The 14,351-nt window shown below is 66.0% G+C and carries 10 protein-coding genes; 7 read left to right on the top strand and 3 right to left on the bottom strand.

The annotated features are described in order from the left end of the window. The first annotated feature begins 204 nt into the window (after positions 1–204). Positions 205–810, top strand: coding sequence for a GNAT family N-acetyltransferase (locus KME82_RS16700; protein WP_215495047.1), 606 nt, complete (start codon positions 205–207; stop codon positions 808–810). Continuing rightward, complete coding sequence (locus KME82_RS16695) at positions 810–1,694, top strand: carbon-nitrogen hydrolase family protein (RefSeq protein WP_215499111.1); 885 nt, start codon at positions 810–812, stop codon at positions 1,692–1,694. Before KME82_RS16700 ends, KME82_RS16695 begins: the two co-directional genes overlap by 1 nt. Before the next feature lie 850 nt (positions 1,695–2,544). Here the strand turns inward: KME82_RS16695 and KME82_RS16690 are convergent. Together KME82_RS16690 and KME82_RS16685 are read right to left on the bottom strand one after the other, a co-directional pair. Further along, positions 2,545–3,096 carry a phosphatase PAP2 family protein gene (locus tag KME82_RS16690; RefSeq protein WP_215495046.1) on the bottom strand — a complete coding sequence of 184 codons (552 nt, stop codon included), beginning with the start codon at positions 3,094–3,096 and terminating at the stop codon, positions 2,545–2,547. Then, positions 3,093–4,280: a glycosyltransferase family 4 protein gene (locus KME82_RS16685; RefSeq protein ID WP_215495045.1), complete on the bottom strand. Its 1,188-nt coding sequence runs from the start codon at positions 4,278–4,280 to the stop codon at positions 3,093–3,095. Before KME82_RS16685 ends, KME82_RS16690 begins: the two co-directional genes overlap by 4 nt. A 302-nt stretch (positions 4,281–4,582) precedes the next feature. On the opposite strand from KME82_RS16685, the gene KME82_RS16680 reads away from it, so the two are divergent. The 5 genes from KME82_RS16680 (at position 4,583) to KME82_RS16660 (ending at position 12,619) form a co-directional block, all read left to right on the top strand. Continuing rightward, entirely contained in the window at positions 4,583–6,040 is a 1,458-nt protein-coding gene (locus KME82_RS16680) for a glucan biosynthesis protein (protein ID WP_215495044.1), read from the top strand. Then, complete coding sequence (gene mdoH, locus KME82_RS16675) at positions 6,037–7,956, top strand: glucans biosynthesis glucosyltransferase MdoH (RefSeq protein WP_215495043.1); 1,920 nt, start codon at positions 6,037–6,039, stop codon at positions 7,954–7,956. The genes KME82_RS16680 and mdoH overlap by 4 nt, the downstream gene beginning before the upstream one ends. Positions 7,957–8,353: 397 nt before the next feature. After that, positions 8,354–9,034, top strand: coding sequence for a hypothetical protein (locus KME82_RS16670; protein ID WP_215495042.1), 681 nt, complete (start codon positions 8,354–8,356; stop codon positions 9,032–9,034). 27 nt (positions 9,035–9,061) lie between these two features. Continuing rightward, entirely contained in the window at positions 9,062–10,804 is a 1,743-nt protein-coding gene (locus KME82_RS16665) for a peptidoglycan-binding domain-containing protein (RefSeq protein ID WP_215495041.1), read from the top strand. 102 nt (positions 10,805–10,906) lie between these two features. After that, a complete protein-coding gene (locus KME82_RS16660; protein WP_215495040.1) occupies positions 10,907–12,619 on the top strand; it encodes an AMP-binding protein in 1,713 nt (570 codons plus the stop codon). Between the two features lie 196 nt (positions 12,620–12,815). Here the strand turns inward: KME82_RS16660 and ppx are convergent, their stop codons facing one another. Further along, entirely contained in the window at positions 12,816–14,345 is a 1,530-nt protein-coding gene (gene ppx, locus KME82_RS16655) for an exopolyphosphatase (protein WP_215495039.1), read from the bottom strand. Positions 14,346–14,351 lie beyond the last annotated feature (6 nt).

Here is a 14,351-nt window from a genome sequence, read left to right as displayed (position 1 = left end):
CCCTGTAAGCGGCGGGTCGATCCGGCGGCGGCAGGCGAGGACGCCTGCCGCCGCTGTCGTTTCCAGGCCGGGGCGCGAGGCCTGGGGCCAGCCCCGATTGGCGCGAGCCTCGGCGACGGCGGAAGATGAGTTCCCGCAACCCACCGGCGCGGCCGGCCCTCACGCGCCGCGCGCCGACCCGCCCGCGCTCACCAAGATGCCGACATGAAGAAACCGATGCCTCAGATCCGCAGCTACGCCGGCGCCGAGATCACGCCCTATCTGGACGCGATCGCCGCGCTGCGCATCGCGGTGTTCCGCGACTGGCCGTATCTGTACGACGGCGATGCGGCCTACGAGGCCAAGTATTTGCAGACCTATCGCGATTCGTGGCGCAGCATTGCGGTGCTGGCCTTCGACGGCCCGCGCGTGGTCGGCGCGTCCACCGGCGTGCCGATGAGCGATGAAATCCCCGAATTCCGCGCCGCCTTCGACGATCACCTGCTCGATGTCGATCACGTGTTCTATTGCGGCGAATCGGTGCTGTTGCCCGAGTACCGCGGACGCGGCGTCGGCCACCGATTCTTCGACATGCGCGAGGCGCATGCGCGCGCGCTCGGCGGTTTCAACTGGACCACGTTCTGCGCGGTCGAACGCGAGTCCGGCGACCCGCGCCAGCCGCCGTTTCATCGCGGCAACGAGGCGTTCTGGAAAAAACGCGGCTACACCCATCGCCCGGAACTGCGCGCGAACCTGCCGTGGAACGAAGTCGGACGCGGCGAGCGCCCCCACACCCTGAGTTTCTGGCTGCGGCCGCTGGGGCGCGCATGATGCGGGTGGCCGTGGCCAAGTACGCGATCGGCGCGCCGCGCACGTTCGCCGAATTCGCCGACAAGCAGACCCAGTGGCTCAGCGAGGCGCGGCGCAGCGGCGCGCAACTGGCGGTGTTGCCCGAGTACCTGTCGCTGGAACTGGGCGCGACCTTCGGCGCGGCGACCCAGGGCGACCTGCATGCCTCGCTGGTCGCGACCCAGGCCTATCACGGCGCGTGGCTGGATTTTTTTGGATTGCTTGCGCGCGAGTTGGGGCTGCATATCGTCGCCGGCAGCTTCCTGTTCGATCCCGGTCATGGGCGTTATCGCAACCGCAGTTACGCCTTCGCGCCCGACGGCGGTCGGCTGTGGCAGGACAAGCTGCAACTGACCGGTTTCGAAAAACAGGCCGGGGTGATCGAGGCCGGCGATGCGCTCAAGACCTTCGCGCTGGGCGAACAGCGCGCCGGTATCGCGATCTGTTACGACATCGAGTTCCCGTTGCCGGTGCGCGCGCAATGCGAAGCCGGCGCGCGCTTGCTGATCGCGCCCAGTTGCACCGACACCGCGGCCGGCGCGACCCGGGTGCGGGTGGGGTGTCTGGCGCGCGCGTTGGAAAACCGTTGTTTCGTCGCGCAGGCGGTGACCGCGGGCGAGGCCTTGTGGAGTCCTGCGCTCGACACCAATACCGGCGAGGCGGCGGTGTATGCGCCGATGGACGTGGGCCTTCCTGCGGACGGGGTGTTGACGCAGACGCGCGGTGGGCAGCGGTGGGCGTATGCGGATCTGGATTTCGCGGCGCTGGAGGCGAGTCGGGGGCGGGCGCAGGTGGCGAACGATCGCGATTGGGTGGGGCAGTTGCGGCCTGGGGTGTTGCGGGCGCAGGTGGATCGGTTTGGGTGATGGGTTTTGTTGATGGTGGAGTGGTTTTTTAGCTGCGGGTGGATGCGATGTTGATGAGGTGTCGCGGTCGCGGCTTGCGCCGCTCCTACAGGTAGGCCATGCGGCTTCGGCTTGGGCCTGAAGTCGCGCAGTTCATCCAGCGCCGCGAGGCCTGAACTCGCGTTAGCAACAGCACACCCGGAGGGCGGCGCACATGGATGTGCGCCGTGCGCCACCGAGACAGGATGTCTCGTGTGGCGCATGCCTGCGCAAGCACCGATCGTGCGGCTCTTGATTCGAAACAGGAACGCCTTTTTCTTTGGTGACTTTCTTTTGTGGCTCTGGACAAAAGAAAGTTACCCGCCGCTTTAGTGGCGGAAGCTTTTGATCCTGCTTGCAGCTTCAAAGCTTTGAAGCTCTAGAGCTTTTGAAGCCAGAGGCAAGATCAATAGCTTTCGTCCGCAAGCGGCCGAGTTACTTTCTTTTGTCAAAAGCGACAAAAGAAAGGTAACCAAAGAAAAACGCTTTTTCTTGAATCAAGTGCCCGCAAGTGCGGAGCTTCCGCGGGCACGCGCCACACGGGACATCCATGTCCCGGTGGCGCGCGACGCGCATCCATGCGCGTCGCCCTCCGGGTGTGCTGTTGTTCTCGCGAGTTAGTCGCCTCGCAGCGCTGGATGAACTGCAAGACTTCAGGCGAAAGCCGAATGGCCTACCTGTAGGAGCGGCGCGAGCCGCGACCGCGCCAATTCGACTACGACGCCGGTTGCGATGCGCAACGGCAACTGCGGATGCAACTTCCAGTGTCACCTGGGTCGAAATGCAATCCAAAAGCGGGGGCGGCCAACGACACCGCGCGCAGCGCAAACCCTCAACCAAACAGCGACACCCCAGGCACCAACCACAACGAAACCCCCGCCAGACTCGACCCGATCACCGTCGCGGCCACCACATCGCTGGGGTAATGCAAGCCCAACACCACCCGCGACGCCGCCACGCTGGCGGTGAACGGGATCAACAGCCACGCCAGCACCGGGTAATGCGCCATCGCCACCAGGCTGAAGGCCACTGCGTGCAAGGTATGCCCGGACGGGAAGCTGAATTCGTCCAGCGGCGCGACCCAGGCGTGGATGCGCTGGTCGGAGGCGAACGGACGCGGGCGGCGGGTCCAGCGCTTGAGCAGTTTGTACAGCGCCAGCGCGATCACGCCGGTCGCGGCCAGATGCAGCGAGGCGCGCAGGCCGTCGTAGCCGTCGACCGCGATTAGCGTCGCCATCAGCGCGTACCAGAACACGCCGTCGCCCAGGCGGCTGACCGCGGCGAAATAGGCGCGCGAACTGTTGCGTTCGCCGAGGCGATTGGCGCGCAGGCACCAACCCGATTCGCCGGCGATCAGACGCTTGCGCAAGGGCAACCGGTTCATACGACCTCCTGCTTGGGTTTGGGTTTGTCGCGTTGCGATGCCGGGGTGCTGCGATTGCGCGGGTTGCGCTGCGCCAAGGCGTGCAGCAGCGCATCGAAATCGGCCGCGACCTGTTCCGGGCGCAGGCCGCTGATCGCGTCGCGGCCTGCGCGCGACATTCCCGCGCGCAGTGCGTCCTGGCTGCCGATGCGGACCGCGGCATGCACGAAGCCGGCGTCGTCACCGTCGGCGATCGCCGCGCCGTGCAGGCCGTCGCGCAGGTGTTCGTGGGCGGCGCCGTAGTCGAACGCGACGGTCGGCACGCCGCTGGCCATCGCTTCCAGGGTGACGTTGCCGAAGGTTTCGCTGTGGCTGGGAAACAAGAACAGATCGCCGCTGGCGAAATGTTCGGCAAGCACCTCGCCGCGCTGCACGCCGCAGAAGATGAAATCCGGGTGGTCGCGCTGCAGCTTTTCCCGCGCCGGGCCGTCGCCGACCCAGACGAAACGCGCCTGCGGCCGTTGCTGCTGCAAGGTGCGGAACGCGCGCACGGCCAGTTCGAGATTCTTTTCCGCGGCGATGCGGCCGACGTAGATCGCGGCGAAACCGGCCTCGTCCAGGCCCCACTGGCGGCGCAGGTCGGCGCTGCGGCGTTGCGGATCGAACAGCTGCGTGTCGACCGCGCGCGGCAGTCGCACCACGTCTTCGAAGCCGCGCGAGCGCAGGAACTCGGCCAGTTCGCGGGTCGGCACCAAGGTCGCGTCGGCGCCGTTGTGGAAGCGGCGCATCCACGCCAGCGCGGTGCCGGCGAGGAACGGCGCGCCGTAGTCGCGCATGTATTCGTCGAAACGGGTGTGGAAGCCGGTCGCCGCCGCAATGCCCAGGCGCTTGGCCGCGCGCAGCGCCGACCAGCCCAGCGGGCCTTCGGTGGCGACATAGATCGCATCGGGGCGGTCGCGCGTCCACGCCGCGCGCAGGCGGCCGGCGCAGGGCAGGCCGAAGCGCAGCCCCGGATAACGCGGCAGCGGCAGGCTGTTGACCAGCAGTTCGTGCGTCTGCGCCTGGGCGCCGTCGCTGAGCTGGCGCGGGCGGATCAGGCCGACCTCGTGGCCACGCGCGCGCAGACCCTGCTCCAGACCTTGCACGGTCAGGGCCACGCCGTTGATTTCCGGCGGATAGGTCTCGGTGACGATCGCGTAGCGCATGCCGCGGCTCCCGGTTTGGGCAATCCTGGGCGTGGGCCGTGTCGCGCTTGTGGCGTTGGCATGACCGGCCGATGACGTGGCCGGGTAATCGTTTTCTTGTGATCGATTCGGCGCTTCGCCCGCTCGCGGCGAGTTCGCGCGCGATCCGTCAAGCGTGCCTTGCGTTCAGCGTATTCCGTGTTGTTAACAAGCGCATCCCTACAATCGCCGGGTTTATTCGATCCGAGGTGGTTCTTGCAGCGACGCGAATTGCTCCAGGCCGGGCTGACCCTGCCGTTGGCCGCGCTGGCCGGCGGCGGCTGGTGGCCTGGCCTGGCCCGGCCGCCGCCGGCCCCGCCCAGCGCTTCGACGCCGGCACGGTGCCGGCGCTGGCGCGCGCGTTGGCCGCCAAGCCCTACCGGCCCGCCGACGCGGACCTGCCCGAGGCGCTGGCGCGGATCAAGTACGACACCTGGCGCGACATCCGCTTCGACCCCGCGCAGGCGCTGTGGAAGAACGACGGCCTGCCGTTCCAGGTGCAGTTCTTCCATCGCGCGTTCCTGTTCAAGCATCGCGTCGACATGCACGTGGTGCACGGCGGTTCGGCGACGCCGGTGGTGTACCGGCCGGCCATGTTCGATTTCGGCAAGGCGCCCAAGCCGGCGCAGGACGATCTGGGCTTCGCCGGGTTCCGCCTGCATGCGCCGATCAATCGCAAGGATTACTTCGACGAGGTCTGCGCGTTCCTGGGCGCGAGTTATTTCCGCGCGGTGGCGAAGGACCTGCTGTACGGCTTGTCGGCGCGCGGGCTGGCGCTGAACACCGGCGCCGGCGACAACGAGGAATTCCCGGTGTTCACCGGGTTCTGGATCGAGCAGCCGGCGCCCGGCGCGAAACAGATCGTCGTGCATGCGCTGATGGACAGCCCCAGCGTGGCCGGCGCGCTGCGCTTCGCGATCACCCCGGGGGTGCAGACCGTGTTCGATACGCAACTGCGCCTGTACCCGCGGGTCGCGCTCGATCGGGTCGGCATCGCACCGCTGACCAGCATGTACCACTTCGATGCCACCGACCGGGTCGGCATCGACGATTTCCGTCCCGCGGTCCACGACTCCGACGGCCTGGCCCTGCACAACGGCGCCGGCGAACAGATCTGGCGGCCGCTGCACAACCCCGGATCGCTGCAGGAAAGCGCGTTTCAGGACCGCAGCCCGCGCGCGTTCGGACTGATGCAGCGCAAGCGCGCGTTCGCCGACTACGCCGATAGCGAGGCGCATTACGAGCGCCGCCCCAGCCTGTGGGTGGAACCGGCCGGCGATTGGGGCGAGGGCGCGGTGCATCTGATCGAGATCCCGACCAAGGACGAGTACCACGACAACATGGTCGCGTTCTGGCGCCCGCGCGCGCCGCTCGCGGCCGGACGCGAGCACCGTTTCGACTACCGCCTGCACTGGTGCGCCGAGCAGGCCTGGGCGCCGACGCTGGCGACGGTGCGCCGCACCCGCATCGGGGCCGGCAGCAACGGCGCGCGGCTGGTGGTGATCGACCTCGACGGCGCACGCCTGCGCACCCTGGCCGCCGATGCGCAGCCGCGCGCGGTGGTGTGGGCTTCCTCGGGCCAGGTCGTCAACGCGCTCGCGCATGCCAACGCCGGCACCGGCGGCTGGCGGATGTCGTTCGAACTGCAACCCGGGGACGCGCGCGTGGTCGAACTGCGCGCCGTGCTGGAAGACGCGCGCGGTCCCCTTTCCGAAACCTGGCTGTATCGTTGGACTGCATGAACGCAACTGTCGCTCCCCCGAAGAAAACGCCCTCCGTGGCCTACGAAGCGCTGCCGGCCGAAGCGCCGATGGCGATGCCGGTGCAATCGCTGCGCGTGGGCGAACGCCCGGACCGGCCGCTGCCGAGCGCGCCCAACGCGATGGCGTGGCGCCGGCTGTACGTGATCGGCGGCGCCGCGCTGCTGACCCTGACCGCCGGCTATCACATCCTGCGGGTGCTGTACGTCGGCGGGCTGAGCCTGCTCGAAGGCATGCTGCTGGTGCTGTTCGTGCCGCTGTTCGCCTGGATCGCGCTGGCGTTCACCAGTTCGCTGGCCGGGTTCTGCCTGATCCTGTCGCGGCGGCGCTGGCGGTTCGGCCTCAAGCAAGGCGGCGAGTTGCCGGTGCTGGGCCTGCGCACGGCCTTGCTGATGCCGACCTACAACGAAGACCCCGAGCGGCTGATGGCGGGTCTGCAGGCGATCTACGAATCGGTGGTCGCCACCGGGCAGGTCGATCGCTTCGACTTCTTCATCCTCAGCGACACCACCAAGGAGCCGATCCGCCAGGCCGAGATCCGCGCGTTCCTCGCATTGCGCGAACGCACCGGCGGGCACGAACGGATCTTCTACCGCCGGCGCAAGGACAACGCCGAACGCAAGGCCGGCAACATCGCCGAATGGGTACGGCGCTTCGGCGCGGCCTATCCGCAGATGCTGATCCTCGACGCCGACAGCCTGATGACCGGCGAAGTCATCGTGAAGCTGTCCGGCGCGATGGAACGCAACGCCGATGTCGGCCTGATCCAGACCTTGCCGATGATCGTCAACGGCCAGACCCTGTTCGCGCGCATGCAGCAGTTCGCCGGACGCGTGTACGGGCCGGTGATCGCCTACGGCATCGCCTGGTGGCACGGCGCCGAGAGCAACTACTGGGGCCACAACGCGATCATCCGCACCCAGGCCTTCGCCGATCACGCCGGCCTGCCGGAACTGCGCGGCTACAAGCCGTTCGGCGGCACCGTGCTGAGCCACGATTTCGTCGAGGCTGCGTTCATGCGTCGCGGCGGCTGGGCGCTGCACATGGTGCCGGGATTGGTCGGCAGTTACGAAGAAGGCCCGCCGTCGCTGACCGACATGCTGGTGCGCGATCGCCGCTGGTGCCAGGGCAATCTGCAACACGGCGCGGTAGTGTCGGCGAAGGGGCTGCACTGGATCAGCCGCATGCACATGGCGATGGGCATCGGCCATTACTTCACCGCGCCGATGTGGGCGATGCTGATGCTGATCGGCCTGGCGATCCCGCTCGACAAGGAAGGCTTCTTCAACTGGGAGAGCATCCGCCTGCCGGGGTTTTCGCCGAGCGCGTACTGGCGCGATCAGGACCCCGACCGGGTGCTGTGGGTGTTCGTCGCGACCATGGCGGTGCTGCTCGCGCCGAAGTTCATGGGCTTTCTGGCGATGTTGACCGACCGCGAGACCCGCCGCGGCTGCGGCGGCGCGATCCGCGCCTTCCTCAGCATGATCTTCGAAACCCTGCTGGCCGCGCTGATGGCGCCGATCACCATGTACGTGCAGTCGCGCGGCGTGGCCGAAGTGTTGGCCGGCAAGGACTCGGGTTGGGAATCGCAGCGCCGCGACGACGGCAGCCTGCCGCTGTCGGGCCTGATCCGCAGCTACGGCGGGCTGAGCCTGCTCGGCGTGCTGATCGGCGGCATGGCCTATGTGGTGTCGCCGCCGCTGGCGGCGTGGATGTCGCCGGTGATCATCGGCCTGTTGCTGTCGATCCCGGTGGTCGCCTTCACCTCCGCGCGCAGCACCGGCCTGTGGCTGCGCAAGATCGGCATCTTCCGCATTCCCGAAGAGATCACCCCGCCGCCGGTGCTGGTGCGGGCCAAGCAGTTGCGGGCCGAGGCGGCGCAGCGGCCATTGGATTGAGTCCGGGCGCCGTCGTCCATGCGACGAGCGGCGCGATCCATTTGCAGCCATCCCAGATAACAGGCGAATGCGCCTGTGAAAGTCATGCCTGTAGTCGTGCGCATGGAGTCTGCGATGCTGCTTTCGGCCTGGCGAATCTATCGATTGCATTTGCTGCTGGAGTCATGCATTCAGCGGCTCGAATGTGCCATCGATATTGAAGATTGGACAAAGTGATTGTCCACGAGTGACTTGTAAGCATCTTTTTTCATGAAGGAATCGTCCTGTCCTTCAACGAATCTCTCAATGCCTCTTGACGGTGCGGATCGCAACGTAGAACTATCAGGCAGCGCCCGGTTGCAGGTGCGCCAAGCGCGATCGATTCGATACTGTGGAATCAGCGACACAGGAGGCGCCGATGAGCAACATCGAGCGAACTCGCGGGCCGATCGGCAGCCGCATCGAGTGGGCGCGCGATGCCGCGTTGATGCGAGAACTTGCCAGCATCAATGAGCGGGTCGTATGCGAACTTGGAGCGCTTACGTCATATGGTCTGCAGGTGAAGGCAAAGCAAAAACCTGCAGGGGCGCGATCGGCGACGGCCTTGGATCACGGATTGAAGGAGAACGACACCATGAGGTTGCGTGATGTTGCCGCCATCGCCGCAATGGCGACCGCAGTGGGCAGTTGCGGAGCGTCTGAGCCGGCTGTTCAATTCCAATCGGTCTCGGTTACGCCGGGTCACACGCAAAAGGTCGAATCGCTTGGTTCGCACTACAAGCAAGGCATGGCCTATGGGCCTTTCCGGAAATTGTTGATAGCCGACGGTTGGAGGCCGGCGGCGAACCTCGACGAATGTCTGCGGGTGACGGTCGGCGACGACTACAGGAAAATCTGCGAAAACCCTGCCATCTCCGCGGCCTGCAACACGTGCATGGAATTCAGGGAAATCGAAGCTTGCGCGGAGGATGGCTACTGCTACATGACCTTCTCCGGTCACGGCGCGCAATTGAACATCAAGACCTATGGAGACGTCCTCAGATTGAACAAGGACGGCTCCGAGCCGATTGTCCAAGAGTGGACGCTGTCGGCCAAATAGCTTTCGTGATGCCCGTTAGGTGTGAGAATGACGAACGCATTGGGCGATCTGATCAGCAAGGGTGAAGGCGATTACAACTCCTATAACAAGGGCACAGCGGGAGGGCGGATCGTTGGAGCGGATCAGCCGATCGATCTGGGGCAGATGACGATACAGGAGATCATGCGCTGGCAATCGCTTGCGTCTGGAGATCCGGACAGATTGTTCGCAGTCGGAAAGTATCAAGTGATTCCCGCGACCATGCGGCTGACGGTGAACGGGCTTGGCGTCGATCTATCGGAAAAATATACGCCGGAAAACCAGGAAAGAATGTTCGCGGACTACCTGGTCAGGGTTAAACGTCCGGATATCTACAGGTACATCGCTGGGGAGGAAGGGGCCACGTTGCGCGAGGCGCAAAAAGCGGCCTGCCTGGAATGGGCGAGCGTGGAAGACCCCGACAATCCGGGGCATGTATACGCACTCTATGAGAAACATGGCAACCGGATGCACACAAGCGCCGCGGAAGTCGCTGTGGCGTTGGACGCGATGCGAGAGCAATATCGAGCCCGCATCGAGAAGGGTGTGCCGCCCGATGCGGCCTGGCAGCAGATCACTACTGGCGAAGTCCCCACGACGCAGTGGAAGGGAATTCCTTATGCGATTTCCGATCCTCGCCCCCTCGCGTTGGCCGACCGCGGCATCGATGTTCGCGCGTTGCAAGAGAATCTGAACCGGCTTGGCGTCACCGATGCGCAAGGGCGCGCGCTCAGCGCTGATGCACAGTTCGGTCGAAACACGCATGACGCGATCACGAATTTTCAGCGTCAACAAGGGATTTTGCCCTCGGGCATCGCTGACGTCGCAACGCTCAATGCCATACAACGCAGTATCGGCGCCGCCGATCCGTTCCAGGAAGTGAAGAAATTCCAACCATCCGGGTCGCGTGACGATTGGATGCAGACCGGCGGCAACGGTCTTCCCGGTTATCTCCACGCCGCTCAGCCGTCCGGGCATGAGAGTCGGACAAGGACGCCGGCTGCGTTCGCAGATGGCGTGCTGAAAATCGGCGAACGCGGCCCTGAAGTCGCGAAGCTACAGGAGAGCCTGATCCAGTTGGGCATTAACGAGCATATCAAGAACCCGATCGTGCCAGACGGCGTGTTCGGTTCCGATACGCAGCGCGCGGTACAGGCATTTCAGCTTTGGCATGGATCGCAGAAGGTCGATGGCGTGGCCGATCGGCAGACCTTGACGGCGATCAACACACAGGCCGGGCTGGCGCTTATTCAGCGCGCGACGGATCGGGTCCAGGGAAGCCCAACGAGCGATTTCGCTGCCAATGTCAATCTCGGTACGAAGATCGATCCACAGGCAGGGGCCGATCTTCGCGTGCCCAACGAGACCTTCCAGGCGACAGCGCATGCGTCGGTGCCGGCTCAATCTTCGTATGCGGACCCATCGCGGTTTTCCAACGAAGATCACGCAATGTTCGCAAAGATTCGTGCGGGTACACTAGCGGGTGTGTCCGATGAGACCGTGGCGTGGGCGATGTTGGCCGCCAAGCGCATCGGCATTGCGGATGCGGATCGCCTGGGTCCGGTCGGAATCGCCGATGGCAAGTTGTGGGTGGGGGGCACCGTGCCGGGCTATCACACCGGCGTATCGATCATCGATCCGCCTCCAGCGATGCAGGACACCTTACGGGAAACGCAGGCGTTCAATCAGCAGGTGGCCCGGGATGCGACTCAGCGTTCGCCGGACGATCCCAGCCAGGGACCTCGCAGGTAGCGATTGCACGGCGCAATTCAGGCGAGCCGTCGGGGGCCGTGGCGAACGACCGCGATGAGAACCCAAGGACGCAAAGACGGCGAGGATGGATATGCTTGCATCATGAGCCATATTCCTTTCGCCCCGGACCCCGCGTTGAGCCACGTCGTCGGCGCCACCGCGCCGCCGCTGCTCGAAGAAACCATCGGCGCGATGCTCGCGCGCATCGCCGCGAGCTGGCCCGAGCGCGAGGCGCTGGTGGTGCCGCCGCAGGGCGTGCGCCTGAACTGGCGCGAGTTCGATGCGGCGGTCGACCGGTTGGCCGCCGGCCTGCTCAAACTCGGCCTCGCCCCGGGCGACCGCATCGGCGTGTGGTCGCTCAACCGCGCCGAATGGGTGCTGCTGCAATTCGCGAGCGCGCGTGTCGGCCTGATCCTGGTCAACATCAATCCGGCGTATCGCACCCACGAGCTGGAATACGCCTTGAATCTGGTCGCCTGCCGCGCCCTGGCGATCGTGCCTTCGTTCAAGACGTCGCACTATCTGGAGATGCTGCGCGAACTGGCGCCGGAACTGGGCCAGCAGCCGCCCGGCCTGTTGCGCGCGCGGCGGTTGCCGGATCTGCGTCACGTGCTGACGATGGGGTCGGGCGAACCGCCCGCGGGCACGCATGCGTTCGACGCGATCGCTGCGTGCGAAGACCCCGACGCGCATGCGCGACTCAAACAGATCGCCGCGCAGTTGTCGCCGGACGATGCGGTCAATATCCAGTTCACCTCCGGCACCACCGGCGCGCCGAAGGGCGCGACCCTGACCCATCGCAACATCGTCAACAACGGCTTCTTCGTCGGCGAGGCGATGCGCCTGAGCGAGCACGACCGGCTGTGCATCCCGGTGCCGTTCTATCACTGCTTCGGCATGGTCCTGGGCAATATGGCCTGCGCCACCCACGGCGCGTGCATGGTGATTCCGGGCGAAGGCTTCGATCCGCTGGTGACGCTGCGCACCGTCGCCGACGAGCGCTGCACCGGCCTGCACGGCGTGCCGACGATGTTCATCGGCGAACTGGAGCATCCGCGTTTCGGCGAGTTCGATCTGTCGAGCCTGCGCACCGGGATCATGGCCGGTTCGAATTGCCCGATCGAGGTGATGAAGCAGGTGGTCGAGCGCATGCACATGCAGCAGGTCACCATCGCCTACGGCATGACCGAGACCAGTCCGGTCAGTTTCCAGACCGTGCCGGACGATCCGCTGGCGCGACGCGTGGATTCGGTCGGGCGCGTGCATCCGCACGTGGAGGTGCGCGTGGTCGACGAAGACGGCAACACCGTGCCGCGCGGCGAGATCGGTGAACTGCTGACGCGCGGGTATTCGGTGATGCAGGGCTATTGGGGCGATCCCAAGCGCACCGCCGAAGCGATCGACGGCGAAGGCTGGATGCATACCGGCGATCAGGCCATCATCGACACGGACGGCTATGCCCACATCGTCGGTCGCTTGAAGGACATGCTGATCCGCGGCGGCGAGAACGTGTATCCGCGCGAAATCGAGGAATTCCTCTACGCGCATCCGGCGATCGCCGACGTGCAAGTGTTCGGCGTGCCCGATGCGAAATTCGGCGAGGAAGTCTGCGCCTGGATCCGCATCGCCGACGGCGCGGCATTGGACGCCGACGCGGTGCGCGCGTTCTGCCAGGACCGCATCGCCCAGTACAAGATCCCGCGCTACATCGAGTTCGTCGACAGCCTGCCGATGACGATCAGCGGCAAGCCGCAGAAGTTCGTGATGCGCGAGAAGATGATCGAGTTGCTTGCGGCGATTCGAGACCGCGGGTGAGCGTTGCGAGTGCGCGACGCTCGCCGAACCGATGATGCGATACCCGTAGCCTGTCAGCCGTCATTCCCGCGAACGCGGGAATCCAGTGACTTTGCTTCGCCTGCACGAAAGTCACTGGATTCCCGCGTTCGCGGGAATGACGTTCTGGTGAGGGCGTTGGCGGTTGAAAAGCGCAACAGCCGGCTTGGCTCGAAACTCAGGCCGCGAGCAATTTCAACGCAATTCCGAGCCCGGCCATGTCCTGCGGCTCGCCTTCCAGATCCGCGCGCACCAGCGGCCGCGATTCCAGCCAACGCTTGGACACGGTCAGGGTCAAAGTGTTGCCTTCGGCGTGCGCGTCGAGCTGCGGGATCGGGTCGGACTCGTGGGCGCGATGCAGCAATACCGCCAGGCGCAGCAGGGCCGAGCTGCGGCGAACCGCGGCCAGCAGGCGATCGGGCAGGGCGTCGAAGGCGTTCTTGGGAATGCCGCGGCGATGGGTGCGCACCAGCGCGGCGAGGAACTGCTGCTGCTGGCGCGAGAAGCCGGAGATGTCGGAATTCTCGATCACGTACGAGCTATGCACGTGGTACTGGCTGTGCGCGATCACCAGGCCCAGTTCGTGCAGGCGGGTCGCGCGTTGCAGCATCAGGCGGTCGTCGGCATCCAGGTTCCAGGCTTTGGCGACCTGATCGAACAATCGCAACATGGTCGCTTCGACCCGCGCGGATTGTTGTTCGTCGATGCCGTAACGCTTGACCAGCGCGACCACCGCGGCGTCGCGCGGATCGTCGGCGCCGCCGCGGCCGAGCATGTCGTACAGCACGCCTTCGCGCATCGCCGCCTTGCTGATCGCCATGCGCTGCAGGCCGAGGACGTTGAACGCGGCTTCGAGAATGAGGATGCCGCCGGCGATCACCGGACGGCGGTCGGCGGACAGGCCGGGCAGGTCGATGGTTTCGATCCGGTCGGCCTGCAGCAGGCGGTCGCGCAACTGCGGCAGGGCCTCGGCGGTGACCGCGCCCTTGGTCAGCTTCATCGCCGCGCAGATTTCGCCGATGGCCTTGTTGGTGCCCGACGAGCCCAGCGCTTCCTGCCAGCCCAGGGCGCGGTAGGTGCCGGCGAACTGCTGGAACTCGGCCGACACTTCAGTGAGCGCGTCGCGCCATTTCTTCTTCGACAGCTTGCCGTTCTCGAAGAACCGGCGGGTGGTGGCGATGCAGCCGACCTGCAGGCTTTCACGCTCGATCGCCTCGAAGCCGCTGCCGACGATGCATTCGGTGGAACCGCCGCCGATGTCGATCACCAGCCGGCGTTCGCCGGGCTTGGACGGTTGGGCGTGGGCGATGCCCAGGTAGATCAGGCGCGCCTCTTCGCGGCCGGAGACGACTTCGATCGCGTGGCCCAGCGCCGATTCGGCCGGCATCAGGAACGCCTGCGGCGCGGCCAGCCGGCGCACGGTGTTGGTCGCGATCGCGCGCACCCGCTGCGGCGGCACGTCACGGATGCGCTGGCCGAAGCGCGACAGGCAGTCGAGCGCGCGCTGACGCACTTCCGGCGCCAGCCCGCCCTTGCGGTCCAGGCCTTCGGCCAGGCGCACGGTCTCGCGCAGGCGATCGACCGTGCGCAGCTGCCCGAGCACGTACCGCGCGACCACCATATGGAAACTGTTCGAACCCAGGTCGATCGCGGCGAGCAGGTCGCCGTCCTGGAGCGGCAGGCGGGTGGTCGGGAAAAGATTGTTCATGCGCGG

Origin of the sequence: Lysobacter capsici, assembly GCF_018732085.1 — a bacterium.
Lineage (GTDB): Bacteria > Pseudomonadota > Gammaproteobacteria > Xanthomonadales > Xanthomonadaceae > Lysobacter > Lysobacter capsici_A.
Note: the sequence above shows the minus strand (reverse complement) of the source record. Positions and strands in the feature narration are given on the sequence as shown.

What these genes read in the sequence shown, in the direction of transcription:
- KME82_RS16700 (WP_215495047.1), top strand. Translation starts at nt 205, where the DNA reads ATGAAGAAACCGATGCCTCAGATCCGCAGCTACGCCGGCGCCGAGATC.
- KME82_RS16695 (WP_215499111.1), top strand. Translation starts at nt 810, where the DNA reads ATGCGGGTGGCCGTGGCCAAGTACGCGATCGGCGCGCCGCGCACGTTC.
- KME82_RS16690 (WP_215495046.1), bottom strand. Translation starts at nt 3,096, where the DNA reads ATGAACCGGTTGCCCTTGCGCAAGCGTCTGATCGCCGGCGAATCGGGT.
- KME82_RS16685 (WP_215495045.1), bottom strand. Translation starts at nt 4,280, where the DNA reads ATGCGCTACGCGATCGTCACCGAGACCTATCCGCCGGAAATCAACGGC.
- mdoH (WP_215495043.1), top strand. Translation starts at nt 6,037, where the DNA reads ATGAACGCAACTGTCGCTCCCCCGAAGAAAACGCCCTCCGTGGCCTAC.
- KME82_RS16670 (WP_215495042.1), top strand. Translation starts at nt 8,354, where the DNA reads ATGAGCAACATCGAGCGAACTCGCGGGCCGATCGGCAGCCGCATCGAG.
- KME82_RS16665 (WP_215495041.1), top strand. Translation starts at nt 9,062, where the DNA reads ATGACGAACGCATTGGGCGATCTGATCAGCAAGGGTGAAGGCGATTAC.
- KME82_RS16660 (WP_215495040.1), top strand. Translation starts at nt 10,907, where the DNA reads ATGAGCCATATTCCTTTCGCCCCGGACCCCGCGTTGAGCCACGTCGTC.
- ppx (WP_215495039.1), bottom strand. Translation starts at nt 14,345, where the DNA reads ATGAACAATCTTTTCCCGACCACCCGCCTGCCGCTCCAGGACGGCGAC.